The 23158-nt window shown below is 68.6% G+C and carries 19 protein-coding genes; 11 read left to right on the top strand and 8 right to left on the bottom strand.

Going from position 1 to position 23158, the window contains the following annotated elements; translation table 11 throughout:
- Positions 1 to 116 precede the first annotated feature (116 nt).
- Positions 117 to 1460, top strand: a complete 1344-nt coding sequence (locus GTZ93_RS18145; RefSeq protein ID WP_139914875.1) for an FAD-binding oxidoreductase — start codon at positions 117 to 119, stop codon at positions 1458 to 1460.
- A gap of 21 nt (positions 1461 to 1481) precedes the next feature.
- Here the strand turns inward: GTZ93_RS18145 and GTZ93_RS18140 are convergent, their stop codons facing one another.
- The 6 genes from GTZ93_RS18140 to GTZ93_RS18115 form a co-directional block, all read right to left on the bottom strand.
- Positions 1482 to 2576, bottom strand: a complete 1095-nt coding sequence (locus GTZ93_RS18140) for a hypothetical protein (protein WP_139914876.1) — start codon at positions 2574 to 2576, stop codon at positions 1482 to 1484.
- A 127-nt stretch (positions 2577 to 2703) separates the two neighbouring features.
- Positions 2704 to 4329, bottom strand: a complete 1626-nt coding sequence (locus GTZ93_RS18135) for a leucine-rich repeat domain-containing protein (protein ID WP_139914877.1) — start codon at positions 4327 to 4329, stop codon at positions 2704 to 2706.
- A 10-nt stretch (positions 4330 to 4339) separates the two neighbouring features.
- Positions 4340 to 4705: a DUF6285 domain-containing protein gene (locus tag GTZ93_RS18130; RefSeq protein WP_139914878.1), complete on the bottom strand. Its 366-nt coding sequence runs from the start codon at positions 4703 to 4705 to the stop codon at positions 4340 to 4342.
- Complete coding sequence (locus GTZ93_RS18125; protein WP_257978891.1) at positions 4698 to 5720, bottom strand: phosphotransferase family protein; 1023 nt, start codon at positions 5718 to 5720, stop codon at positions 4698 to 4700. The genes GTZ93_RS18130 and GTZ93_RS18125 overlap by 8 nt, the downstream gene beginning before the upstream one ends.
- On the bottom strand, positions 5717 to 6919 hold the full coding sequence (locus GTZ93_RS18120) for an acyl-CoA dehydrogenase family protein (protein ID WP_139914879.1): 1203 nt from the start codon (positions 6917 to 6919) through the stop codon (positions 5717 to 5719). The genes GTZ93_RS18125 and GTZ93_RS18120 overlap by 4 nt, the downstream gene beginning before the upstream one ends.
- 24 nt (positions 6920 to 6943) lie before the next feature.
- Positions 6944 to 7717, bottom strand: coding sequence for an SDR family NAD(P)-dependent oxidoreductase (locus GTZ93_RS18115; RefSeq protein WP_139914880.1), 774 nt, complete (start codon positions 7715 to 7717; stop codon positions 6944 to 6946).
- 133 nt (positions 7718 to 7850) lie between these two features.
- Here GTZ93_RS18115 and GTZ93_RS18110 point away from each other — a divergent pair, with 133 nt between their 5' ends.
- From GTZ93_RS18110 to GTZ93_RS18070, 9 genes are read left to right on the top strand one after another with little or no spacing between them, the layout of a single operon-like run.
- Complete coding sequence (locus GTZ93_RS18110; RefSeq protein WP_121751714.1) at positions 7851 to 8693, top strand: enoyl-CoA hydratase-related protein; 843 nt, start codon at positions 7851 to 7853, stop codon at positions 8691 to 8693.
- Entirely contained in the window at positions 8690 to 9352 is a 663-nt protein-coding gene (locus GTZ93_RS18105; RefSeq protein WP_120595143.1) for a TetR/AcrR family transcriptional regulator, read from the top strand. Before GTZ93_RS18110 ends, GTZ93_RS18105 begins: the two co-directional genes overlap by 4 nt.
- Before the next feature lie 8 nt (positions 9353 to 9360).
- A complete protein-coding gene (locus GTZ93_RS18100; RefSeq protein ID WP_139914881.1) occupies positions 9361 to 10191 on the top strand; it encodes an SDR family oxidoreductase in 831 nt (276 codons plus the stop codon).
- 54 nt (positions 10192 to 10245) lie between these two features.
- Positions 10246 to 12084 carry an AMP-dependent synthetase/ligase gene (locus tag GTZ93_RS18095; RefSeq protein ID WP_139914882.1) on the top strand — a complete coding sequence of 613 codons (1839 nt, stop codon included), beginning with the start codon at positions 10246 to 10248 and terminating at the stop codon, positions 12082 to 12084.
- Positions 12085 to 12104: 20 nt separating this feature from the next.
- Positions 12105 to 13244 carry an acyl-CoA dehydrogenase family protein gene (locus GTZ93_RS18090; protein WP_120578053.1) on the top strand — a complete coding sequence of 380 codons (1140 nt, stop codon included), beginning with the start codon at positions 12105 to 12107 and terminating at the stop codon, positions 13242 to 13244.
- A gap of 12 nt (positions 13245 to 13256) precedes the next feature.
- On the top strand, positions 13257 to 14405 hold the full coding sequence (locus tag GTZ93_RS18085; protein WP_139914883.1) for an acyl-CoA dehydrogenase family protein: 1149 nt from the start codon (positions 13257 to 13259) through the stop codon (positions 14403 to 14405).
- A gap of 28 nt (positions 14406 to 14433) precedes the next feature.
- On the top strand, positions 14434 to 15645 hold the full coding sequence (locus GTZ93_RS18080; RefSeq protein WP_121776216.1) for an acetyl-CoA C-acetyltransferase: 1212 nt from the start codon (positions 14434 to 14436) through the stop codon (positions 15643 to 15645).
- Between the two features lie 38 nt (positions 15646 to 15683).
- The gene (locus tag GTZ93_RS18075) at positions 15684 to 17861 is read left to right on the top strand and encodes a 3-hydroxyacyl-CoA dehydrogenase NAD-binding domain-containing protein (RefSeq protein WP_139914884.1); all 2178 of its coding nucleotides are present in this window, start codon (positions 15684 to 15686) and stop codon (positions 17859 to 17861) included.
- A 28-nt stretch (positions 17862 to 17889) separates the two neighbouring features.
- Positions 17890 to 19272, top strand: coding sequence for an aldehyde dehydrogenase family protein (locus GTZ93_RS18070; RefSeq protein ID WP_139914885.1), 1383 nt, complete (start codon positions 17890 to 17892; stop codon positions 19270 to 19272).
- Positions 19273 to 19316: 44 nt separating this feature from the next.
- Here the strand turns inward: GTZ93_RS18070 and roxA are convergent, their stop codons facing one another.
- Both roxA and GTZ93_RS18060 read right to left on the bottom strand, forming a co-directional pair.
- A complete protein-coding gene (gene roxA / locus GTZ93_RS18065; RefSeq protein ID WP_139914886.1) occupies positions 19317 to 21338 on the bottom strand; it encodes a rubber dioxygenase RoxA in 2022 nt (673 codons plus the stop codon).
- A 162-nt stretch (positions 21339 to 21500) separates the two neighbouring features.
- The gene (locus GTZ93_RS18060) at positions 21501 to 22106 is read right to left on the bottom strand and encodes a hypothetical protein (protein WP_139914887.1); all 606 of its coding nucleotides are present in this window, start codon (positions 22104 to 22106) and stop codon (positions 21501 to 21503) included.
- Positions 22107 to 22339: 233 nt separating this feature from the next.
- Here GTZ93_RS18060 and GTZ93_RS18055 point away from each other — a divergent pair, with 233 nt between their 5' ends.
- Entirely contained in the window at positions 22340 to 23143 is an 804-nt protein-coding gene (locus GTZ93_RS18055) for a LytR/AlgR family response regulator transcription factor (protein ID WP_139914888.1), read from the top strand.
- The last annotated feature ends 15 nt before the right edge of the window (positions 23144 to 23158 follow it).

The raw sequence follows: 23158 nt of genomic DNA, 5'->3' as shown, positions 1-23158 counted from the left end.
TATCATCTGCTCGGACGCCCGGTCGGTGGGCGGGCGTCCGGGTTGGCCCCGCTCCGACAGGCAAGGGCTCACCACGCGCCGCGGCATCCCCACCCTTCCGCCAACGGAGGAAATGGATGCTCACGGAGTCGGTGTCAGGCGGTCCCCGGACGGTGTCGCTTCACGAAGCAAAGGTGGAGGCCATCGCCCGGCAGCTACGGCAGCGAAAGGGAACGGGGCCCGCGTCCTTCAAGAAGAAGTCCCCGCCCCACAGCGTGCCCAAGCGGTTCGACTCGCGGCGCCGCGACGAGAAGGTGGACCTGGGGGACCTGGACGCCATCCTCGACATCGACCCCGTGGGGATGACCTGCACCGCCGAGCCCGCCGCCACCTTCGACGCGGTGGTGCGCGCGACACTGCCGCACGGGCTCGTCCCGTTCATCGTCCCCGAGCACAAGACCATCACGCTCGGGGGCGCCATCGCGGGGTGCTCCATCGAGTCCATGTCCTTCCGCCAGGGCGGCTTCCACGACACGTGTCTGGAGTACGAGGTCATCACCGCGAAGGGGGACGTGCTGCGCTGCTCACCGAAGGAAGAGCCACTCCTCTTCCAGATGATGCACGGCTCGTTCGGGACGCTGGGCATCCTGTCCAAGGTGCGCTTCAAGCTCACGCGAGCAGCGCCCTACGTGCGGGTGACGAACGAAACGCATTCCACGCTGGAGTCCTTCCAGCAGGCCATCTGGCACCACTTCCAGGAGCCAGGCGCGGACTACCTCGACGGGCAGATCTTCTCCCCCACGAAGCACGTGCTGTGCGTGGGCCACTTCGTGGACCGGGCGCCGTACGTGAGCCGCTACGAATGGCTCACCGCGTACTGCGAGACCATCCCGCGCCGGAGCGAGGACTACCTCACGACGTATGACTACCTCTTCCGCTACAACCGGGGCGTCACGCACGCGCGGCCGCAGAACCTGGTCGCGAGGGCGCTGTTCGGAAAGTTCATCCACTCCGACAGCGTGCTGAGGACCGCCAACCGCTTCACCCAGCTGCTGCCGAAGAAGGACCCGCCGGTCATCGTGGACGTGTTCATCCCCTTCTCGCGCTCAGCGGACTTCATGGACTGGTACCACCGCGAGATGCGCCACTACCCCGTCTGGTGCGTGCCCTTCCGGCGGACGCGTGACTACGAATGGCTGACACCCCAGTGGTGGGCCGGAATGAACGACCCACTGTTCCTGGACCTGGCCGTGTACGGCATGCCGCAACCACCGGGCCGCAACGTCTACAAGGAGCTGGAGGACGAGCTCCAGCGCGTGAACGGAACCAAGACGCTCATCTCGTACAACTACTACGACGAGCAGACCTTCTGGAGCATCTGGAACCGCGAGACCTACCAAGCCGTGAAGCAGCGCACGGACCCGGACAACCTCTTCCGGGACCTGTATGTGAAGACGTGCAAGGCGGCGCTCGGCCTGTAGTCAGCGCGGGCCGGCCAGGCCTCAGCCAATCTCCGTGCGCAGGTTCAGCGGACCGGCGGGGACGCCCACGTCGTGGAGCGCGGGGTCGTCCTTCTCGGTCTGCCAGGCGTTGGCTTCCGTCACGGTCTTGCCGGTCGCCTCGTTGGAGATGGACATCTTGCCGTTGTGGCCCGCGGGGGCAATCTGGCTGGTGTCGAAGCCGCTCCAACCCGTGCCGGAGTTCGCGAACGTGGCCTCGCCCCAGGTCTGACCGGAGTTCGCGCCGGGCTTCGCCGTGCCGTCCTTCGACGCGGCCCACGCCACGCTGGTGTTGCTGTCGAACGCCACCACCTGCGACTGGCCGGGCTGGAGCGTGAACGTCTTGGGCGTGCTCTTGTCGAAGTTCTGCCCGTCGTTCGGGTTCCCGTTCTCGCCCGTCTTGTTCCAGAGCGTGATGGTCTGCGGCTCGCGGGTCTTGTTGGTGAAGGTGTTCGTGTACTTGAACTGGCCCTTCTGGCTCTCGTCGATGAGCTGCATGTTGCTGTTGTAGGGCGACCCGACGTTGTTCTTCGCGAGCCACGGCGCGTTCGCGGGCGCGGGCTCCGTGGAGCCGGCGGACGGAGGACCGAAGCCAGGGCCCGCGTCACTGTTGTACGTGGGGTGCGCCGGAGCCGCCGCGCTGGAGGCCGGAGCCGCGCTCTGGGCCGAGGGAGCCGAAGGAGCCGCCGCCGAAGGAGCCGGGGGAGCCGCCGACGCGGGAGCCTCGAAGGTGGAGGCCGAAGACGCGGGAGCCGCCTGCTGCGCCGGAGCCGCACCGCCAACGCCGCCCACCGCGGACGCGGCACCCTCGGCGCCCTGGCCCAGGCCCGCGGGCGACTGCGTCTGGAGGAGCTTCACCAGCTGCGTGAGCTGGGCCACGATCTCCGACAACTGCTTCTGGAAGTCCCCGGAGGCGCCGCCCAGCTTGCTCGGACCCGCCTCGAAGGAGTCGGCCATGAACATCCGGCGCAGGTCGTTCCGGGGCTGCTGCGCCTGGGAACCCACCACACCCTGGGTCGGCGCGGCGGCCGGCTTGAGCTGGGAGATGCTCGAGGAAGGCTGGAAGGAGGACGCGCGGTTCAGGGAGGAGATGGACATGCCGGGACCCAAGAGCAGGACGCATGCCAGCCCTCGGGCTCCGTGAAATCAGTCACTTGGGCCGCGCGATCCCCGCCCATAGCGATGACGCCATTCACCAGCTGATGTCTTGCGTCACCAGGGAGCTTCAGCCAGCGCGGGCCGCGAAGACGTCCCGCAGGCCCGCGATGAGCGCGTCGCCGGGATACGGCTCGCCCAGCAGCCCCATGGCGTCGCGCAGCGCTCCGAAGAGCGCGTGGACGTGCCGGGGCTTGTCGCCGTCCCAGTCCAGGTGCCGGGCGATCGACTCGCTCTGCACACGGAACTTCTCCAGCGATTCCTCGTAGGGCGCCGCCGTGGGGATGTTGATGCGCAGCAGCAGCGCCAGCAGCGCGAGGACCTCCGCGAAGTCGTAGCGGTCCGCCTTGGCGTCGTAGAAGGACTCCAGGCGCACGGTCTCCGGTTTGAACCAGTAGCCGATATAGGCCGCCGCCTTCTCGCGGCTGCGCTCCACGTCCACCTGGAGCTGGCCGTGCAGCTCCGGATCCACGTGCGTCACCAGCGACCTGAGGACCGTGGCCTTGCTCAAGGTCGTGCTGTCGAAGCGCCGCGTCGGCAGCGTGCGCAGCGGCGTTCCCTCGAAGGTGAGCACCTCCAGCTTCGGCAGCCGCGTGAGGACCTCCGGGAAGTCGAACATGAGCTGGACCTTCCGCCAGCTCCCGAAGGCCCACCGGACGTAGGCGTAGGGGTTGTTGACCAGGTTCACCCGCCGCAGCTCGACGCATCCGGCCAGTGACTCCGGCAGCCGCCAGAGGCAGTTGGCCTCCAGGTCCAGGACCCGCAGCTTCTTGAGCTCGCCGATGGACTCCGGCAGCTCCAACAGGCCATTGCTCCGCAGGTCCAGCTCGCGCAGCTCCGTGAGCTGCCCCAGCTCTTCCGGGAGCGTGCGGAGGTTGTTGCGGCGGAGGTTGAGCTTCTCCAGCTTGCGGAACAGGAAGAGCTCCTCCGGAAGGGACGTGAGCCCCTTGTCCTCCAGCGTCAGGCTCTTGACCTTGTCGGGCTCCGCGATCTTCTTCGCGACGAGCTGACGGAACGCCTCCCGGATGCTGGTGAACGCGTCGCGAGCGACGGGCTTGCCCGCCGCCAGCCGGGCCCGCACCTTCTCCAGATCGACGCGGCCGTCCCTCACCACCGACGGGACGAAGACGCCCTTCCCTTCGTAGGGGTCCTTCACGTCCTCCACCCCGCCGGCCACCGCGAACACCTTCGAGTCCTGGCCCAGGTAGCGATGCGCGTCGACAGCGCCCGCCACCTTGAAGGAGTAATGCGAGGCAAGGGTGCGGGCCTTGAGGTTGCCGCCCACGGAGACGCTGCCGTGGTTGTAGACCGCCACCAGGTCTTCGGTCGTCAAGTCGCCGGTGACATGGATCCGGGCACCGCCAATGGCGATGCGCTTCGCGACGAGGTTGCCGTGCACCTGGAGGAACGGGCCGAAGTCGTTCTCCCAGTTGAGCACGCAGCCTTCGACGGTGAGGTTGCCTCGCACGATGAGGCCGGTGAACGGAGGCTCATCGTCGTCGTCCTGCGCGAAGATTCCCTGGTGGAAGTCCAGCCCCAGGTCGTAGGGCATGACGACATTCCCGGTGAGGACGAGCACGCGGTCCGAGTCATCCTCGCGATTGCCAGGGGCCTTCACCTCGTCGCGAACCTGGGACCAGGTGAAGATTTCGAACGGCAGGTCGCGGGCGGGAGACGGGGACGCCTTCTTCTTCATGGCCCGACCTCTACCCCATCCGGTCGGAGGCCGGCAGGGCCTTCGGTGCGCTCTCCCGGACCCGCTGAAGAGTGGAGTCCCAGAGCAGCGACCAGGCCTCGCGGTTTCCGTCGAACCCACCCTGGCGGATCCGCGCCGCCAGTTCGTGGTTCAGCTCCGCGAGCCCCCCTTCGCGCTGGAGCAGGACCACCAGCGCCCCGCGTTCTTCCCGCTGGGGCTCCTCACCCGCGCGCAATTGCCGCTCGGCAATGCTCATCGCGTTGGCGATCATCCGCGCCGCGTAGACCTTGTCCTCCGGCAGCCCGGGCAGCAGCTCCCGGAGCAGCACCTCGCGAGCAATCGCCAGCAGCGCGGCCCCGTCCGGCTGTTCACGCATTCCGTCCTCCCGTCATCGAAAGAAGTTCCAGCTCCAGCTCCGGCACGACATGCGCCGTCAGCGCCAGCTCCAGCGAGGGCTCGCGGCCGGAGACGTGACGCTCGCCCTGCTGCAGGGCAATCACCGCCCATCGCGCGTGGGCGAAGACCTCCCAGTAGCGCACCGCCTCCCAATCCAGCGTGCGGCCGCTCACGCGCGCATAGCCCCGCGCCAGCGCCTCACGGGAGCCGATGCCTCCGGCCTCCTTGTCGAACTGGCCGAAGCGCCAGCACCGCGCGCAGAACCACCCGAGGTCCTCCAGCGGGTCCGACCACGCCGCGAACTCCCAATCCAGCACAGCCGTGAGGCCGGCTTCGTCCAGCATGTAATTGCCGGTGCGGAAATCCCGGTGCGTCAGCACCAGCTCGGGCGTCCGGGGCGCATGCCGCTCCAGCCAGCGGATCCCCCACTCCAGCGCGGGAAACGCCGTGTGGTGGCCGTCCAGGAAGGATTGGAACTCCTTCACGCCCCGCAGCGCGGGCGACAGCGCGGGCACCGGGAGGAAGGACAGGGCTTCCATGGGAGGGCGAATGGCATGCAGCCGCGCCAGCTCCGCTCCCAGCCGCTCGGTCAGCGCCTCACGGTCTCCGCCCAGCCCCAGGTCCTTCACGATGCGATGGCCGGCGGCGGTCCCCCGGGCCTTGCGCATCACGAAGAACGCGCGCCCGAGCACGGAGCCATCTCCCAGCCACAGCGGCTCCGGCACCGTCACGCCCGCGCGAAAGGCCTCTCGCAGCAGGGCGAACTCCTGGGCACGGTCGTGCGACACGGAGACGCCCGAGGCCGCATCGGAGCGCAGCACGCACTCCAGCACGCCTTCATGCGGCCCTCCGCTCACCACAGCCGTGAGCAGCCAGTTCTCCTGGATGGCGCCCCCGGAGAGCAGGCGCGCATCGACGAGCCGCACCTCGCGGGCCTCCGCCTTCGTGGACAGGAAGGACTCCAGCGCGCGCCTGTGTTCCTCGCGCATCGTCATCCCACGCCCCACCGGAAGAAGTCCGCGCCCTCCGACAGGTATGCACGCGACAGCACCATCTTGTGGATCTCACTGGCCCCATCCACCAACCGCGCCTGGCGCGCATAGCGGTAGATCCATTCGACGAGCGTGTCCTTGGAGTATCCGCGCGCGCCCATCAACTGGATGGCCGTATCCGCGGCCTTGTGCAGCGCATCCGCCACGTGGATCTTCGCGATGGAGATGTCCGTGCGCGCGAAGTCCCCCTGGTCCAGCTTCCAGGCGGCGCTCATGGTGAGCAGCCGCCCGATGTGGATGTCCTTGGCCGCGTCGCCCAACATCCACTGCACGCCCTCATGCTGAGCCAGGGTCTCTCCGAAGCTCATCCGCCGCGAGACGTAACCGCCCGCCTCCTCCAGGCACCGCTTCGCCAATCCCAGCCAGCGCATGCAGTGCGTGAGGCGCGCCGTGCCCAGACGGATCTGCGTCACCTTGAGGCCATCACCCACGCCCAGCAGGCGATGTTCGTCCGGAATGCGCAGCCCCTCGAAGACGAGTTCGCAATGACCGCCATGCTCCTCGGGCCCCATGATGGGAATGCGCCGCTCGATACGCCATCCAGGCTGACTGGCGTCGAAGAGGAACGCAGTGAGCCCCTTGCGCTCGTCGTCGGAGGTCCGAGCCACCACGATGAAGTGCTGCGCGCCCTGGGCACCGGTGATGAACCACTTGCGGCCCGTGAGCACCCATTCGTCGCCCTGCATCTCCGCCCGCGTATAGGTGAGGGACGGGTCCGAGCCGCAGCCGTCGGGCTCCGTCATCGCGAAGGCGGAGCGCACCCGTCCGTCGATGAGGGGCTGCAACCAGCGCTGCTTCAGCGCCTCCGTCGCGAGCACCTTCTCCAGGACGATCATGTTGCCGTCATCCGGAGGCGCGGCGTTGAACATCACGGGCCCGAAGGGCGAACGCGCCGCCTCCTCGTAACAGGCCGCCATGCCCACCGCGCCCAGCCCCTGCCCTCCGCGAGCCTTCGGCATCTGGAAGGCCCAGAGCCCCTGCGCGCGGGCCAGCTCCCGCACCCGAGCCACCACCTCCTCGCGGAGGTTCTCGTGCGCGTCGAACGCATCCGGCTGCTTCTCCAGCGGCAGCACGTGCGTGGCCACGAACTCACGCACGCGCAGCCGGTACGCTTCGATTTCAGGGGACAGCGAGAAGTCCATTGGGTCACCGGGCCGAAGGGAGGACTACAGGGTGGAGCAGAGGTGGCCACCATCCACTTCAACGACAGAACCACTCATGTAGCTGCCGGCCTCTGACGCCAGCAGCAGCAGCGGCCCATCCAGTTCCCGCATGTGCCCCAGCCGGCGGAAGGGAATGCGAGCGAGCAGCTTCTGTCCCGCGTCCTTCCCGAAGAAGGTCCGGTTGAAGTCCGTCTCGATGTAGCCAGGGGCCAGCGCGTTCACTCGGATCCGATGCCGCGCCAGCTCGAACGCCATCGCCTTCGTGAGATGGATCAACCCGGCCTTGGAGGCACAGTAGGGCGCCACCCCGCCGCCCACCCGCAGGCCCAGGATGGACGCGATGTGGATGATGCTGCCCGGCATCTCGCGCTCCACCAGACGGCGCGCCACGGCCTTCGACACGAGATACGAACCCTTGAGGTTGGTGTCGATGACGGCGTCCCACTGCGCCTCCTCCACCTGGAGGAAGAAGCCATCGCCGGACACGCCCGCGTTGTTCACCAGCACGTCCAGCACCCCGCCCGCCAGCGCCTCCGCCTCGGCCACGGCCTCCTGCACGGACGCCGCGAGCGTCACGTCCATGGACACAGCATGGGCGCGCAGCCCCAGCTCCCGCAGCCGCTCCACCTCCGCGGCCAACCGGTCCGAGCGCCGCGCCGCCAACACCACCTCCGCGCCCGCCCGGGCCAGCACCTCCGCGAAGTGCAAACCCAACCCTCCGGAGGCGCCCGTCACCAGCGCACGGCGGCCCTCCAGGCCAAACGCATCCACACTCATGAACGGGCTCCAGGGCAGGCAATCGATGACGCGAAACGTCGAAGACTCCGGGATGGTGGCCAATGACTCTTGTTGTTGACGCCGCGCCAACAAGTCTCCACTATACCCAGCACATGAGCCAGGATTTCCAACCATGAGCTACCAACACATCCGCGTTTCCTACGCGGACCGGGTCGCCAATGTGGAACTGCACCGGCCCGAAGCGCGCAATGGCTTCACCGTGCTCATGGCGGATGAACTGGCCTCCGCGCTCGCCGCGGCGGACGCGGATGAAGCGGTGCGGGTGGTCATCCTCTCTGGCGCGGGCAAGGACTTCTGCGTGGGAGCGGACCTCAGCGGCCAGTCCCTGGAGGTCACGAACACAGACATCCCCGGCGGTGCCTGGGTCGAACCCGCGACGCGCGTGGCCCGCCAGCTGTTCATGTTGAGAAAGCCAGTCATCGCCGCCATCCAGGGCGCGGCGGTGGGCGTGGGCTCCACGATGATCCTCCCCGCGGACTTCCGGCTCGCGGCCAGGAACAGCCGTTTCGGGTTTGTCTTCAGCCGGCGAGGCATCTACCCGGAAGCGGGCTCCTGCTGGTTCCTGCCTCGGCTGGTCGGCCTGGGCCGCGCCATGGATTGGATGGTGAGCGGGCGGCTCGTCCCCGCGGAGGAGGCGCTCAACGCGGGGCTGGTCCAATCCCTCCATGAACCCGAAGCCCTGGCCACCGCGGCGCAGACGCTCGCTCGGGAGCTGGTGGAATCAACCGCGCCGGTATCCGTGGCCGTCATCCGTCAGGCGCTCTACCGGATGAGCGCCCTCCCCTCGCCGGAGCCCGCGTTCGCCCTGGACAGTCAGCTCATCGCGAGCCTCGGAGAGAGCCCGGACGCGCTAGAAGGTGTCATGGCCTTCATGCAGAAGCGACCCGCGCGATTCTCCCGGACGGTGACCCAAGACCTGCCTGTGTTCCTCCCCTGGCAGGAGACCCGGCGATGAGCGCCCTGGCCCCCCGCTGGAAGCGGCTGGAACCGGACGAGCGCCGGAAGCAGATCCTCGAGTGCGCCATGCGCCTGTTCGGCGAGCGCCCCTACGCGGACGTCTCCACCACTGACATCGCCAAGGAGGCGGGCGTCGCGCGGGGACTCCTCAATCACTACTTCGGGCAGAAGCGGGACCTCTACCTGAAGGTCGTGAAGCGAATGCTGCTCATGCCCGGCATCGAAAAGAGCGTCCCCATGACCGGAACCCTGCGAGAGCGCGTGGAGCGCAGCGTCGAGTGGTACCTGGACACCGTGGCGACCCACGGCAAGACGTACCTGGCCGTCATCGGGAGCGGCAGCATCGGCGCGGATCCGGACGTGGACCGCATCATCGCCGAGGCGGACGACGTGGCCGCGTCGCGAACGCTCGAGTTCCTGGGGCTCAAGGCCGAGGTCGGCAACGATTCGCGGCAGCGGGCGATGATCCGCTCCTACAGCGGGCTGGTGAAGGCCTCCATCCGCGAGTGGCTCCGCGACGGGACGCTCACCCGCGAGGAGACGCACCTGCTCCTGAGTGAATCGCTCCTGCTCATCGTGCGCGACCTGCTCCCCCAGCTCGCCCAGACGGCCACGCCCGGACGTGCCACCCCGGCGAAGCCGAAGGCCCAGAAGTGACGCGGCCGATGGCCGGTCCGGGCCCGCTCAGCGGACGCACGCTGCTCATGTCCGGCGGAAGCCGTGGCATCGGGCTGGCCATCGGTGTCGCGGCCGGACGGCTGGGCGCCAACGTCGCGCTCCTGGCGAAGACGGGCACGCCGGACCCGCGTCTGCCGGGCACGGTCCACACGGCCGCCGCGGAGATTGAAGCCGCGGGCGGCAAGGCGCTCGCGGTGGTGGGCGATGTGCGGGACGAAGCGGACGTGCAGCGCGCCGTGGACGAAACAGTGGCGCGCTTCGGCGGCATCGACTTCTGCCTCAACAACGCGAGCGCCCTGGCCCCGCTCAAGACCGAAGAGCTCCCGCTCAAGCGCTTCGACCTGATGCAGCAGATTCAACTGCGCGGGACATTCCTGCTGACGCGCACGGCGCTGCCGCACCTGCGGCGCTCGTCCCACGCGCACATCCTTTCGTTGTCCCCACCTGTGAACCTGGCGCCCCACTGGATGGGACTGCACCCGGCGTACACGATGGCCAAGTACGGCATGACGCTGCTCACGCTCGGCTGGGCGGCGGAGCTGGCGGACGCCGGCATTGGCGCGAACGCGCTCTGGCCTCGCACGCTCATCGCCACCGCCGCCGTGAAGAACCTGCTCGGCGGGGACGCTTCCATGGAGCGGGCCCGCTCGCCGGAAATCATGGCGGACGCGGCCGTGGCCATCCTCCAGCGCCCGCCGCGCGAGTGCACCGGACAGACCTTCATCGACGAGGACGTCCTGCGCGCGGAAGGCGTCACTGATTTCAGCCGCTACGGCGGCGGCCCGGATGTAGCGCTCGACCTGTACGTCGATCCCTGAAGAGGAAGCACGACAGACAACCTGATTGTCCTTTGACCTGGCGGAGGTGTGTCCATGGGTGCGTTTGACGCGAACCTGGAAGCGCAGTGCCTGTCCCTCGCGGCCCAGCTCACGCTGCCGCGCCTCCTTCAGCGCAACGCCACGGAATACGCGGACGCGCCCGCCCTCACCTCCGGGAACAGCACCCTCACCTGGAGCCAGCTGCGTCAGCGCACCGCCGCGATGACCCGCGGGCTCTGCGTGCTGGGGCTGAAGCGGGGCGAGCGGATGATGATCATGATGTCCGGCCGGCCGGAGCATTGGATCATCGACTATGCGGCGGCCCACCTGGGCGCCATCTCCTGTACCGCGTACCAGACCCTGAGCACCGAACAGGTGGGCTACGTCGCCCGGCACAGCGCGGCCACGGTGGTGGTGCTGGAGGGCGCGGACGAGCTGTCCCGGTGGTGGCCGGTGCTCGAATCGCTCCCCGCCCTCAAGCGCATCGTCGTCGTGGACGCCTCCGCCCTTCCACGCGGGGACTCGCGGTTCATCTCCTTCGCGGAGCTCGAGGCCGAAGGCCGCGCCCTCCACGAGGCCAACCCCCAGTCCTTCGAGGACGCCTGGAAGGACATCCGCCCGGAGGATCCGCTGGCGATGATGTACACCTCCGGCACCACCGGCGACCCCAAGGGCGTGGTGCTGAGCCACCTCAACGCCTTCTATGAAGCCGTCGCGGTGGACCAGTGCGTCCCCGTGCCGATGCGCGTCCCCTCCATCGCCTATCTCCCGCTGGCGCATGTGGCGGAGCGCGAGCTGGGGCTGTACCGAGCGCTCTACAAAGCACTGCACATGCACCTGTGCACGGACCCCACGGGCGTGGTGCCGCTGTTGGCCCGCTCGCGAGCGCCCGCGTTCTTCGGCGTGCCGCGCCTCTGGGAGAAGCTCGCGTCGAGCCTGCGCTTGAAGGTGGACGCGCTCCCCTCCGCCCAGCGTGAGCCCCTGCTCGCCGCCCACGCCGCCGCGCTGGAGTCCTTCCGGCTGCGCGGCTCTGGCAGGGCCGTGCCGCCGGAGGTCCAGCAAAAGGCCGCGGACGCCGAAGCGCGCGTGCTCGAACCGCTGCGCAAGTCCATGGGCCTGGATGCGTTGCATTGGACGAGCAGCGGCTCCGCGCCCATCCCCGTGGACATCCTCGAATACCTGGGCGGCTTCGGCATCCAGGTGCTGGAGGTCTGGGGCATGAGCGAGACCACCGGCTGCGCCACCATCAACACTCCCACCGACTTCCGAGTCGGCTCCGTGGGGCGGCCCATCCCCGGGCTCCAACTCAAGCTGGCGTTGGACGGGGAAATCTTCGTGCGCGGTCCGGTGGTGTTCATGGGCTACCTCGCGGCGGACGGCCAGATTGCCCGCGCGACGGACGCGGACGGCTGGCTCGCCACTGGCGACATCGGCACGCTCGACGCGGACGGATTCCTCAGCATCACCGACCGCAAGAAGGAGCTGATCATCACGTCGAGCGGGAAGAACATCGCCCCCTCCAAGCTCGAAGGCATGCTGCGCGCCCACCCGCTGGTGGCCCAGGCCATCGCGATTGGCGACGGCCACCCCTACGTGACGGCGCTCGTCTCCTTGGATCCGGAGGCCGCGCCGCTCTGGGCCAAGGCCCGGGGCCTGTCCTCGGTGTCGCTGGAGGAGCTCGCGCGAGACCCCACCGTCCAGGCCGAGCTGGAATCCCTCGTCGCCGCGGCCAACGTCCGCCTCTCCCGTTCCGAGCAGATCAAACGCTTCCACGTCGTCCCGGAAGCATGGTCCCCGGTGACGGGAGAGCTGACGGTCACCCTCAAGCTCAAGCGCCGCGTGCTGCTCGCGCAGTACGCCGAACGCATCGCCGCGCTCTACGCGAACGCCTGACGCCCCTTCGGAGAACCGCCATGCATGTGAGAACCCCGGAGCAAGCCTCGTTCGCGGATGCCATCGACGCGTTCTGCCGCGCCAGGACGGGCACGCGCGCGCAGCGGGACGCGCTGACCCATAACGGCACGGAGGCCCACGCCCCCGGCCTCTACGCCCAAATGGCCGAGCTGGGCTGGCTGGGCGTGGGCATCCCCACGGAGTACGGCGGCTCCGGCGGAGGCATGTCCGACATGTGCCTCTTCGCGGAGCGGACCGCGTACGGGCTCGCGCCGGTAGGCGGCTACATCACCACCGCGGTGGCGGCAGGCCCCTACGCGAAGTTCGGGACCCCGGTGCAGAAGGAGACAATCCTCGGAGGCATCGCACGCGGCCGGGTGGAGGCCATCTCCATCTCCGAACCCGGGGCCGGCTCGGACGCCGCAGCCATCACCTGCCGCGCGGTCCGGACGCACGGGGGCTTCGTGGTCAACGGACAGAAGACCTGGTGCTCCAACGCGCACTTCGCGGACCACGTGCTGCTCGTGGCACGCACGAACTCCGTGGGTTCGCGGCATGAAGGCCTCACCATGTTCTGCGTCTCCGCGGGCACGCCCGGCATGGAGATCCGCGGCATCCCCACGATGGGCGGCAAGGAGGTCAACGACGTCTTCTTCACGGACTGCTTCCTGCCGGAGTCCTCCGTGGTCGGCCTCGTGGACCAGGCGTGGCCCCAGCTGATGGCGGGGCTCAACAGCGAGCGGCTCCTGCTCGCCGCGTCCATGCTGGGCCGGGGCCGGCGCGCGTTCGACGACGCCGTCGCCTACGTGAAGGAGCGCAAGCAGTTCGGCCGCGCCGTCGGCTCCTTCCAGGCGCTCAAGCACCGCATCGCGGACCTGGCCACGGAGCTGGATTGCTGCGAGCTGCTCGTCTACCGCGTGGCGGCCATGGCGGACGAGCACCCGGACCGGATGCTCCCCCGCGAGGCCTCCATGGCGAAGCTCAAGACGACGGAGACCGCCAAGCGCGTGGCCCTGGAGGGCATGCAGATGATGGGCGGCTACGGCTACGCCACCGAATACGACATGGAGTCGCACCTGCGCGCCACGGTCATCTCCACCGTCTACGGCGGCACCAGCGAAATCCAGCGCGACATCATCGGCAAGACCTTCGGACTCTAGGAGACAGACATCATGACGACGGCACGTCCCCGGTGGAGCACGGATGACGTCGAGCAGGTGCGCACGCTCGCGGCCACCTACTTCACGAAGGAGGTCCTCCCCAACCTGCCCAAGCACGTGGAGCAGGGCTACCCGGACAAGGCGCTCTACCGCCGCGCCGGAGAGCTGGGCCTCCTGTGCATGTCCATCCCGGAGGCCTACGGCGGCGTGGGCGGCACGTTCGCGCACGAGGCGGTCCTCATCGAGGAGCAGATCCGCGCCGGGGACCCATCCATGGGCTTCCCCGTCCACTGCGCCATCGTCGCGCACTACCTGCTCGCCTACGCGTCGGAGGCCCAGAAGGAGAAATGGCTGCCCCGTCTGGCCAGCGGCGAGTGGGTGGGCGCCATCGCCATGACCGAGCCGGGGACGGGCTCCGACCTCCAGGCCATCTCCACCCGCGCGGTGCGTGAAGGCGACTTCTACCGGGTGAGCGGCGCGAAGACGTTCATCTCCAACGGCCACGTGTGCGACTTCATCATCATCGTCGTGCGCACCGGGCAGCCGGGCCACGCGGGCATCTCCCTCTTGTGCGCGGAGGTCTCCGACACGACGCCCGGCTTCCAGCGCGGCCGCATCCTCGACAAGCTGGGGGGCAAGGGACAGGACACCACCGAGCTCTTCTTCGACGACCTGCGCGTCCCCGCCGTCAACCTGCTGGGAGGCGAGGAGGGCCGGGGCTTCGCCCAGCTCATGCAGCAGCTGCCCCAGGAGCGGCTGACCACGGCCATCATCGCGGTGGCGAGCCTGGAGCGCGCGGTCCAGCTCACGGTCGATTACACGAAGCAGCGCCACGTCTTCGGCAAGCCGCTCTTCGCCCTGCAGAACACGCGCTTCGAGCTGGCGGAGTGCGCCACCCTCCAGCGGGTCTGCCGCACCTTCGTGGATGACTGCGTCGCGTCCCACCTGGAAGGCAGACTCGATGTGACAACGGCGGCCATGGCGAAATACTGGGTGTCCGACCAGGCCTGCCTGGTAGTGGACCGCTGCCTCCAGCTGTTCGGCGGGTACGGGTATATGAAGGAATACCCCATCGCCCATCTGTTCGCGGACACCCGCGTCCTGCGAATCTTCGCCGGCGCGAACGAGGTCATGAAGGAGCTCGTCGCCCGGTCCCTGTAGCCCCTCCCTTCTCACAAGGAGGCTCCCCGTGAGCCAGGAAGCATTCATCTTCGACGCCGTCCGTACCCCTCGCGGCAAGGGCAAGAAGGGCGCCCTGCACGGCACCAAGCCGGTGTCGCTGCTCGTCGGCCTGGTGGACGCGCTCAAGCAGCGCAACCCGAACCTGGACCCGAAGCACATCGACGACGTGGTGCTGGGCGTCGTGTCCCCCGTGGGCGACCAGGGCGCGGACATCGCGCGCACGCTGGTGCTGGCCGCGGGCCTGCCGGACACCACCGGCGGCGTGCAGCTCAACCGCTTCTGTGCCTCCGGCCTGACGGCGGTGAACATGGCCGCGCAGCAGGTGCGCTCCGGCTGGGAGCACCTGGTCATCGCCGGCGGCGTGGAGAGCATGTCCCGCGTCGCCATGGGCTCGGACGGCGGCGCGTGGGCCATGGACCCCGCCACCAACTACGACACCTACTTCGTGCCGCAGGGCATCTCCGCGGACCTCATCGCGACCATGGAGGGCTTCACCCGCGAGGACGTGGACCGCTACGCCGTGCGCTCGCAGGAGCGCGCCGCCCACGCGTGGAAGAACGGCTACTTCCAGAAGTCCGTCGTCCCCGTGGTGGACCAGAACGGGCTCATCATCCTGGACCGCGATGAGCACATGCGCCCGGACTCCACCGTGGCCTCGCTGGGCCAGCTGAGCGCGTCCTTCACCACCATGGGTGAGATGGGCGGCTTCGACGCGGTGGCGCTCCAGAAGTACCACGCGGTGGAGCGCATCCATCACGTGCACACGCCGGGCAACTCCTCCGGCATCGTGGACGGCGCGGCGCTGGTGCTGGTGGGCTCGGAGAAGGTGGGCAAGACGCTGGGCCTCAAGCCTCGCGCGCGCATCGCCGCCGTGGCCACCTCCGGCGCGGAGCCGACCATCATGCTCACCGGCCCGCTGCCGGCCACCCGCAAGCTGCTGGACATCGCCGGCCTGTCGGTGAAGGACATCGACCTCTTCGAGCTCAACGAGGCCTTCGCCTCCGTGGTCCTCAAGTACCAGAAGGACCTGGACATCCCGGACGAGAAGCTCAACGTCAACGGCGGCGCCATCGCCATGGGGCACCCGCTGGGTGCCACCGGCGCCATGATTCTTGGAACCGTGGTGGATGAACTGGAGCGGCGCAATGCACGCCGCGCGGTCGTCACCCTGTGCGTCGGCGGCGGCATGGGTGTGGCCACCCTCGTCGAGCGCGTCTGACCCTTCCCTCCCCTTTCAAAGACTTTCGAGCGAACACCATGAGCGAACAGAACACCCTGCGCTGGGAACAGGACGCGGACGGCATCGTCGTCTTGACGATGGACGACCCCTCCCAGTCCGCCAACACCATGAACGCCGCCTACGTGAAGTCCATGCGCGCGGCGGTGGACCGGCTGGTGAAGGAGAAGGACAGCATCACCGGCGTCGTCATCACCTCCGCGAAGAAGACCTTCTTCGCGGGCGGCGACCTCAACGACCTGCGCAACGTCAAGAAGAGCGAAGCGAAGCAGGTCTTCGACCTGGGCCAGGAGATCAAGGCGCAGCTGCGCGCGCTGGAGACCCTGGGCAAGCCCGTGGTCGCGGCCATCAACGGCGCGGCGCTGGGCGGCGGGCTGGAGATCGCCCTCGCGTGTCACCACCGCATCCTCGCGGACGTGAAGGGCGCGGTGGTGGGCCTGCCGGAGGTGACGCTGGGCCTGCTGCCCGGCGGCGGCGGCGTGGTGCGCACGGTGCGCATGCTGGGCATCACGGACGCGCTGATGAAGGTGCTGCTCCAGGGCCAGCGCTACCGCCCACAGGAGGCGAAGGAGCTGGGGCTGGTGCATGAGGTGGTGCCTTCCGTGGACGCGCTCCTGCCCGCGGCGAAGGCGTGGGTGAAGGCGAACCCGAAGGCGCAGCAGCCGTGGGACCAGAAGGGCTACAAGATTCCCGGCGGCACGCCTTCCCACCCGGCGTTCGCGGCGAACCTGCCCGCCTTCCCCGCCAACCTGCGCAAGCAGCTCAAGGGCACGAACATGCCCGCGCCGCGCGCCATCATGGCGGTGGCGGTGGAGAGCACGCAGGTGGACGTGGACACCGCGTTCACCATCGAGTCGCGCTACTTCACGGAGCTCGTCGTCGGTCAGGTCGCGAAGAACATGATGCAGGCGTTCTTCTTCGACATGCAGCACATCAACTCCGGCGGCGGCCGCCCCAAGGGCTTCCCGCAGCACACCGCGAAGAAGGTGGGCGTGCTGGGCGCGGGCATGATGGGCGCGGGCATCGCCTACGTGTGCGCCAAGGCCGGCATCGACGTGGTGCTCAAGGACGTGACCCTGGCCGCCGCGGAGAAGGGCAAGGGCTACTCCGTCAAGCTGGTGGAGAAGGCCGTCTCCAAGGGCTCCGTCACGAAGGAGAAGGGCGACGCGCTGCTGGCGCGCATCACCCCCGCGGAGGACCCGGCCGCGCTCGCGGGCTGCGACCTGGTCATCGAAGCGGTGTTCGAGGACGTGAAGCTCAAGCACAAGGTCTTCCAGGAGATTCAAGGCGTGGTGGCGCCGGACGCGGTGCTGGGGTCCAACACCTCCACCCTGCCCATCAGCCTGCTCGCGGAGGGCGTGACGCGGCCGCCGGACTTCGTCGGCATGCACTTCTTCTCCCCCGTGGACAAGATGCCGCTGCTGGAGCTCATCGCCGGGAAGCAGACGAGTGACGCGACGCTGGCGAAGGCCATCGACATCGCGGTGCAGATTGGCAAGACGCCCATCGTCGTCAATGACAGCCGGGGCTTCTTCACCAGCCGCGTCATCGGCACGTTCCTCAACGAGGCCATCGCCATGGTGGGCGAGGGCATCGCGCCCGCGTCCATCGAGCAGGCGGGACTCCAGGCGGGCTACCCCGCCGCCCCGCTCCAGCTGGTGGACGAATTGACGCTGACGCTGCCCCGGAAGATCCGCCAGGAGACGAAGGCGGCCGTGGTGGCCGCGGGCCAGCCGTGGGTGGACCACGGCAGCTACGCGGTGATGGACGCGCTCATCGATCAGCACGGGCGCAAGGGCCGCTCCACGGGCGGCGGGTTCTACGACTACGCGGACGGCAAGCGGACGAACCTCTGGCCGGGGCTGGCGCAGCACTACACGAAGCCCGGGCACACCATCCCCTTCGAGGACATGAAGGAGCGGATGCTCTTCGCGGAGGCCATCGACACGGTGCGCTGCTTCGACGAGGGCGTGCTGCGCTCGGCCGCGGACGCGAACGTGGGCTCCATCCTGGGCATCGGCTTCCCGCCGTGGACGGGCGGCGTGGTGCAGTACATCAACGGCTACGAAGGCCCCTCCGGCACGGGGCCGCGCGGCTTTGTCACCCGCGCGCGCCAGTTGGCGGAGCGCTACGGGAAGCACTTCCTGCCGCCCGCGTCCCTGGTCGCGAAGGCGGAGCGCGGAGAGCTGCTCGAGTAAACCCCTCACCCACACAAGAGGTCGCCCCATGAGGAATCAGCGGGAGCATGACGTGAAGGAACTCGTTTCAAGGCAGCGCGCCTGTTTCGAAACCCGCGTCACGCTCCCGCTGAAATGGCGGCAGGAGCAGCTGCGGGCGCTCGAAACGGCGGCTCGCAGGCATGAGGAGGCCATCCTGGCAGCCCTCAAGGCAGACCTCTCGAAGAGCCCGGAGGAGGCCTACCTGACGGAGGTGGGCAGCATCTATGGCGAGCTGAAGACGGCCCTCAAGCACGTGAAGGCCTGGATGGAGCCCCGCAAGGGCTCCGCGCCGCTCGTCATCCAACCGGCGAAGGCCTGGCAGTACGCGGAGCCCCTGGGCGTGACGCTCATCATCGCGCCCTGGAACTATCCCTATCAGCTGTCGCTGGCGCCGCTCATCGGGGCGCTCGCCGCGGGCTGCACCGCAGTGTTGAAGCCCAGTGAGCACGCGCCAGCGACCTCGCGCGTGCTCGCGAAGATGCTGGGCGAGGCGTTCCCGCCCGAGGTCGTCTCCGTCGTGGAGGGCGGCGTGGAGGAGAGCCGCGCGCTGCTCGACGAGCGGTGGGACCTCATCTTCTTCACCGGAGGCCCGCAGGTGGGCCGGACCGTCGCTGAAGCGGCGGCCCGGCACCTGACGCCCACCGTCCTGGAATTGGGCGGCAAGAGCCCCTGCATCGTCGACCGGAGCGCGGACCTGGAGGTCACCGCGCGCCGCATCGCCTGGGGCAAGTACGTCAACGCCGGGCAGACCTGCATCGCGCCGGACTACGTGCTCATCCCTTCCGACCTCCAGGACCGCTTCACGGCGCTGGTCCAGAAGGCCGTGCGGAGCTTCTACGGCGACGACGCGAGCGCGAGCGCCGACTACGGCCGCATCGTCAACGCCCGTCACTTCGAGCGCGTCAGCTCACTCGCGTCCCATGGGACGATTGCCTTCGGTGGAGAGCGCGACGCAGCCAGCCGCTTCTTCGCCCCTACCGTCATCACCGACGCGCCGCTGACAAGCCCGCTGATGCAGGAGGAGATCTTCGGCCCCCTGCTCCCGCTGGTCGACTGCGCGAACGTCGACGACGCCATCCGCTTCGTGCGCGCCCGCCCGAAACCTCTCGCGCTCTACACCTTCGCGCGGGACGCCGCGGTGAACGAGCGCGTGCTCGCGGAGACGTCCAGCGGCGGCGCCGTCACCAACGACGTGTGCGTCCACTTCGCCGCGGAAGGGATGCCCTTCGGCGGCGTGGGCGAGTCTGGCCTGGGCGGCTACCACGGCCAGTCCAGCTTCGACGCCTTCAGCCACAAGAAGAGCGTGGTGAAGCGGCCGTTCATCCTGGACATGAAGCTGCGCTACCCGCCCTACACGGGGAAGCTGGACCTCTTCCGCCGCTTCCTGTGACGGGCCAGGGGGCGCGGACCCTTTCCGCGCCCCCTCCCCTCTGATTACAGCGTCTTCATGTATTCGATGAGGGCCCAGCGCTCCGGGTCGGTGAGCGACTGGGTGAAGTCATGCCCCTCGTTGCCCATGCCGTAGAAGTGGGTGTTGAAGATCATCCGGGAGCGGATCTGCTTCTGGGTGATGGGCGGTGGCGACTGGTAGGCGAGCGAGTTGTAGTTGGCGACCAGGTTCGCGATGTTCGCGAAGAGCACGTCAGCCGTCGCCATCTCCTCGCTGCACGGGATGAACGGGTCGTTGGACGGGGAGTTGGCGCAGGGCAGCGACGACACCTTCCACCCCAGCTTCCCGAAGTCATAGGACGCGTAGCTCGCGTCGTAGCCCGCGTTGGTCCCCAGGATGTTGGCGGAGGTCTGCAGGCGCTTCCACACCGACGGCCGGTCCGCCGGCTTCAGCACGTCCCAGAGGGTGGGCACGCTGCCGTTGTGGAAGAACGGCGCGGAGGCCCACGCGCCATAGAGCGGCGGCGCGATGTAGCCGAACGGGCTGAGCCACTCGTTGGGCCCCAGGGGTGAATAGACGGGGCCCAGGCCGTTGTCATACGCGCTGCGCGGCACGCGCCGCAGGGCGCTGGTGATGATGTCGTCGTAGAAGGGGCCGTGGTTGGGGGCCTCGTCGTTGTAGGCCAGGAAGGACGAGTTCCAGGCCTTGCGCTTGCGGATGTCCGCCATCAGGTCCTTGCGCGCGGGGTCCGTGCGGATGGTCTCAATGGGCGTAATCACGCCCGCCACGCCCTTGAGGCGCGGGTCGGGCAGGTACGCCGGGTCCGCGGCATGGCGCGGCGAATAGACGCCGTGGCAGGACGCGCAGGAGCCGTTGCCCGGCGCCTTGGGGATGTTGGCGTTGGCGCCGTTGGCCCACAGGTCCCTCTCGTGGAAGAGCACCGCGCCCTGCTCGGCGAGCGCGGTGTTGACCGTCTTGGGGTACGTGGGGGGTGACATCGAGATGAAGAAGTTGTCGTTGTCCTCGAACTCGACGGTCATCGCCCGGCGCTGCGCGGGCGTGCGCCCCAGGTTCGCGATGCTGAAGGCCATCTCCGAGCGGACGTTGTCGGACGTGAGGGCGCCATCCCAGAACTGCCGCGTCTTGAAGGCGCGGTGCCACCAGCTGGGCGCGCGGGACTGGCCGCCCGCGTGGGAGGGGAAGTATTCGAGCAGGCTGGGCGCCAGCGCGAGCGAGTCCATGTCGAAGAGCGCGGGCAGCAGGTCCACGATTCCGATGGCGTCACTGGTGCCGCGCCCCACGCTCCACGGCACGGGCGCCAGCTGCAGCACGGTGCCCACGCCCGTCGAGCGGAAGAAGTCGGACTGGATCAACCCCGCGTCCAGCGCGTCGTTCGTGCGCCCCCACACGAAGCCGGCCTCCTGTTCGGTCCCCAGCCGCGAGTCGTGGCACCCCGAGCAACTGGAGCTGATGGCGCCCGTATAGCGCCCGTTCGAGTCCTTCTCCTGCACGAGCCCCAGGGGGAGCTGGCCGCTGCCGCCGTTGGTGAGGTTGGGGTTCTCCCACGGCAGCGGATAGGGATTGCGGAACGGCGCCTTCGCCATGCCGTAACGCTTGATGACCTGCTCGTCGAAATCCGAGGGGCGGATGAGGAAGCCCCAGAGCAGGTAGAGGTTGTAGTAGGCGAGCGAGGTGGTGAACGGCTGGAAGTAGGCGCGCGTCTCGATGTTGTTGCGCCCCCGGGCCACGCTCGCGCGGAACTCACCGCACGTCGTGGGATTGGGCGGCAGCGTGGAGACGAACGGCGCCGGGGGATTGTGCAGGTCCACCCAGTACGCGTTGAACTGGACCGCGGCCCCTGGCTTGTTGACGCCCGGCACCACCAGCGTGCGCGGATCCACCGGCAACGGCGTTGAGTCCGGCTTCCCATTGCAGGCCGCCACGAATGGCGACCGCACCGCCGTGGTCTCCAGCAGCGGCAGGGGATTGGCGGCAGCCCCGGCACTGATCAGGAAGAGGACCAGGGAACTCGGACACGCCCACGTACGGCTCCATCGCAGTCTCATGCACGGCCTCCAGCGCCTATTGGCACTTTGACAACAAGGAACCTTGTAGGCCCCGGATTCCGGGGTCTCAATACGCAGCGCGTTAGCGTGTCTGGGAAAAACAAAGGGCCCGGAACGGTTGGTTCCGGGCCCTCAGGTGTTCGTTGATGTTGGCGCTTGGGGTCAGAGCACGCCCGGGGACGCCTTCGCCTGGGCCTTGGCGAAGACCTCACGCAGGCGCGTGGCGACCTTGGGCATCACGTCCTCGAAGGCGAACGCGGCGGACTGCCCCAGGGTTTCCTCGCCGCTGGCGCCCCCGCGCAGCCACGCGGAGGCCCCCTTGCTCTTCTGGGACGCGCCCTCGAACAGGTCGCGCATCGAGACGGAGTCCTGGCCTCCCTTGGAGTGGACCGTCAGCTTCAGCTCCGACACGAAGCCACCGGCGTGGACGCTGAAGAATTGGATCTCCGGGATGATGAGCACATCCGCGTCACCCAGGTCGTCGGGGCTGGACGCCTCCTGGACGGACTGGAAGACGGTGCCCATCATCTGCGGGAAGCTTCGGGTGAGGGCCTCGCCGATGTAGATGTCCCAGGTTTGCGTGAAGCCCAGGGCGAAGTATTTGCCCGAATCGATGAGCGCCTTCTGCTCGGGCGAGATGAAGTAGCGCGCGCGAAGCGCCAGAGGCGTCCCCGCGTTGGACATGGGCGCGGGGCTCGGCCGCACCTGGTGGGTACAGCCGACGAACGCGAGCAGCGCGAACAAAGGCAGAACAAGGTTTCTGGGCATGGCGACTTCCTAGCCCACCCCTCCAGTCCTGCCCAATCCCACCCAGGTACAAGCCGCCGGAACGGGCAGGTGTGTCCAGACCCGGGAGTCTGGACACCCGTCACGCCGCGGTCACGCCTGCCATCAGAAGCTGCTGGTCAGGTCATACCACCGCCCTGCCGTGAGCCGCTCCCTGCATGGGACGAAGCGCTCCAGGGCAGGGGTGAGCTGGCATTGAGGAGTGGGGGAAGACGATGGAGCTTCAAGAAGCGTTGTTCGAGTCCGTGCCCATCCGGGTGGGGGTGGTGGAAGGCGCATCCGAAACGCGGCGGCTCGTGCTGCCGCTGCTGGAGGCGGATGCGGACGTGCATGTCGCGGCGGTCCACTCGGAGGGAAGCGCCGCCGTGGAATCGCTGCGGCGCGAGCCCGTGGACATCCTCTTCCTGGACGTGGACCTGGAGGACCTGGACGGCTTCCAGGTATTGCACGAGGCGGGAAGCGCGTGTGCCGGCGCCGTCGTCCTGATGACCGCGAAGGAGGAACACGCGCTGCGCGCCTTCGAGGCCGGCGCGCTGGACTGCCTCCTCAAGCCCCGGGTCCCCGAGCGCTTCGCCCAGGTGCTGGGCCGGGCGAAGGAGCACGTGCGCAGGGGGCGCCTCCAGCAACTCGTGCGTCAGCTGGCGGGCCTCGTGAGGACCTTGCCCGTCCCCTCCCCTGCCCCGCGCTACCTGGACCGGCTGGTCATCCGCGAGGTGGGACGGGTGACGCTGCTCGCCGTGGACGACGTGGACTGGATGGCGGCGGAGGACAACTACGTCCAGGTGCACGTGGGCGAGCGCAGCCACCTCCTGCGCCAGCCCATGCGGGAGCTGGAGGCCCGGTTGGATCCAGAGCGCTTCGTGCGCATCCACCGCTCCACGCTCGTCAACCTCCAGCGGGTCCAGGAGCTGCGCCCGCTGCTCCATGGCGAATACCAGGTCATCCTGCGCGACCGCACCACGCTGAAGCTCAGCCGCGGCTACCGCGAGCGCCTGGGCCTGTTGCTGGCCCAGGGGTGAACACTCCCACCCAAT

It is taken from the genome of Corallococcus exiguus, from assembly GCF_009909105.1.
Lineage (GTDB): Bacteria > Myxococcota > Myxococcia > Myxococcales > Myxococcaceae > Corallococcus > Corallococcus exiguus.
The sequence above is the reverse complement of the archived record's forward strand: the minus strand, read 5'-3'. Positions and strand labels throughout refer to the sequence as shown.

Coding starts and splice junctions, on each gene's coding strand:
- GTZ93_RS18090 (WP_120578053.1), top strand. CDS start 12,105: ATGCATGTGAGAACCCCGGAGCAAGCCTCGTTCGCGGATGCCATCGAC.
- GTZ93_RS18105 (WP_120595143.1), top strand. CDS start 8,690: ATGAGCGCCCTGGCCCCCCGCTGGAAGCGGCTGGAACCGGACGAGCGC.
- GTZ93_RS18115 (WP_139914880.1), bottom strand. CDS start 7,717: ATGAGTGTGGATGCGTTTGGCCTGGAGGGCCGCCGTGCGCTGGTGACG.
- GTZ93_RS18110 (WP_121751714.1), top strand. CDS start 7,851: ATGAGCTACCAACACATCCGCGTTTCCTACGCGGACCGGGTCGCCAAT.
- GTZ93_RS18140 (WP_139914876.1), bottom strand. CDS start 2,576: ATGTCCATCTCCTCCCTGAACCGCGCGTCCTCCTTCCAGCCTTCCTCG.
- roxA (WP_139914886.1), bottom strand. CDS start 21,338: ATGAGACTGCGATGGAGCCGTACGTGGGCGTGTCCGAGTTCCCTGGTC.
- GTZ93_RS18130 (WP_139914878.1), bottom strand. CDS start 4,705: ATGCGTGAACAGCCGGACGGGGCCGCGCTGCTGGCGATTGCTCGCGAG.
- GTZ93_RS18060 (WP_139914887.1), bottom strand. CDS start 22,106: ATGCCCAGAAACCTTGTTCTGCCTTTGTTCGCGCTGCTCGCGTTCGTC.
- GTZ93_RS18095 (WP_139914882.1), top strand. CDS start 10,246: ATGGGTGCGTTTGACGCGAACCTGGAAGCGCAGTGCCTGTCCCTCGCG.
- GTZ93_RS18070 (WP_139914885.1), top strand. CDS start 17,890: ATGAGGAATCAGCGGGAGCATGACGTGAAGGAACTCGTTTCAAGGCAG.
- GTZ93_RS18120 (WP_139914879.1), bottom strand. CDS start 6,919: ATGGACTTCTCGCTGTCCCCTGAAATCGAAGCGTACCGGCTGCGCGTG.
- GTZ93_RS18125 (WP_257978891.1), bottom strand. CDS start 5,720: ATGACGATGCGCGAGGAACACAGGCGCGCGCTGGAGTCCTTCCTGTCC.
- GTZ93_RS18075 (WP_139914884.1), top strand. CDS start 15,684: ATGAGCGAACAGAACACCCTGCGCTGGGAACAGGACGCGGACGGCATC.
- GTZ93_RS18100 (WP_139914881.1), top strand. CDS start 9,361: ATGGCCGGTCCGGGCCCGCTCAGCGGACGCACGCTGCTCATGTCCGGC.
- GTZ93_RS18055 (WP_139914888.1), top strand. CDS start 22,340: ATGGAGCTTCAAGAAGCGTTGTTCGAGTCCGTGCCCATCCGGGTGGGG.
- GTZ93_RS18085 (WP_139914883.1), top strand. CDS start 13,257: ATGACGACGGCACGTCCCCGGTGGAGCACGGATGACGTCGAGCAGGTG.
- GTZ93_RS18135 (WP_139914877.1), bottom strand. CDS start 4,329: ATGAAGAAGAAGGCGTCCCCGTCTCCCGCCCGCGACCTGCCGTTCGAA.
- GTZ93_RS18145 (WP_139914875.1), top strand. CDS start 117: ATGCTCACGGAGTCGGTGTCAGGCGGTCCCCGGACGGTGTCGCTTCAC.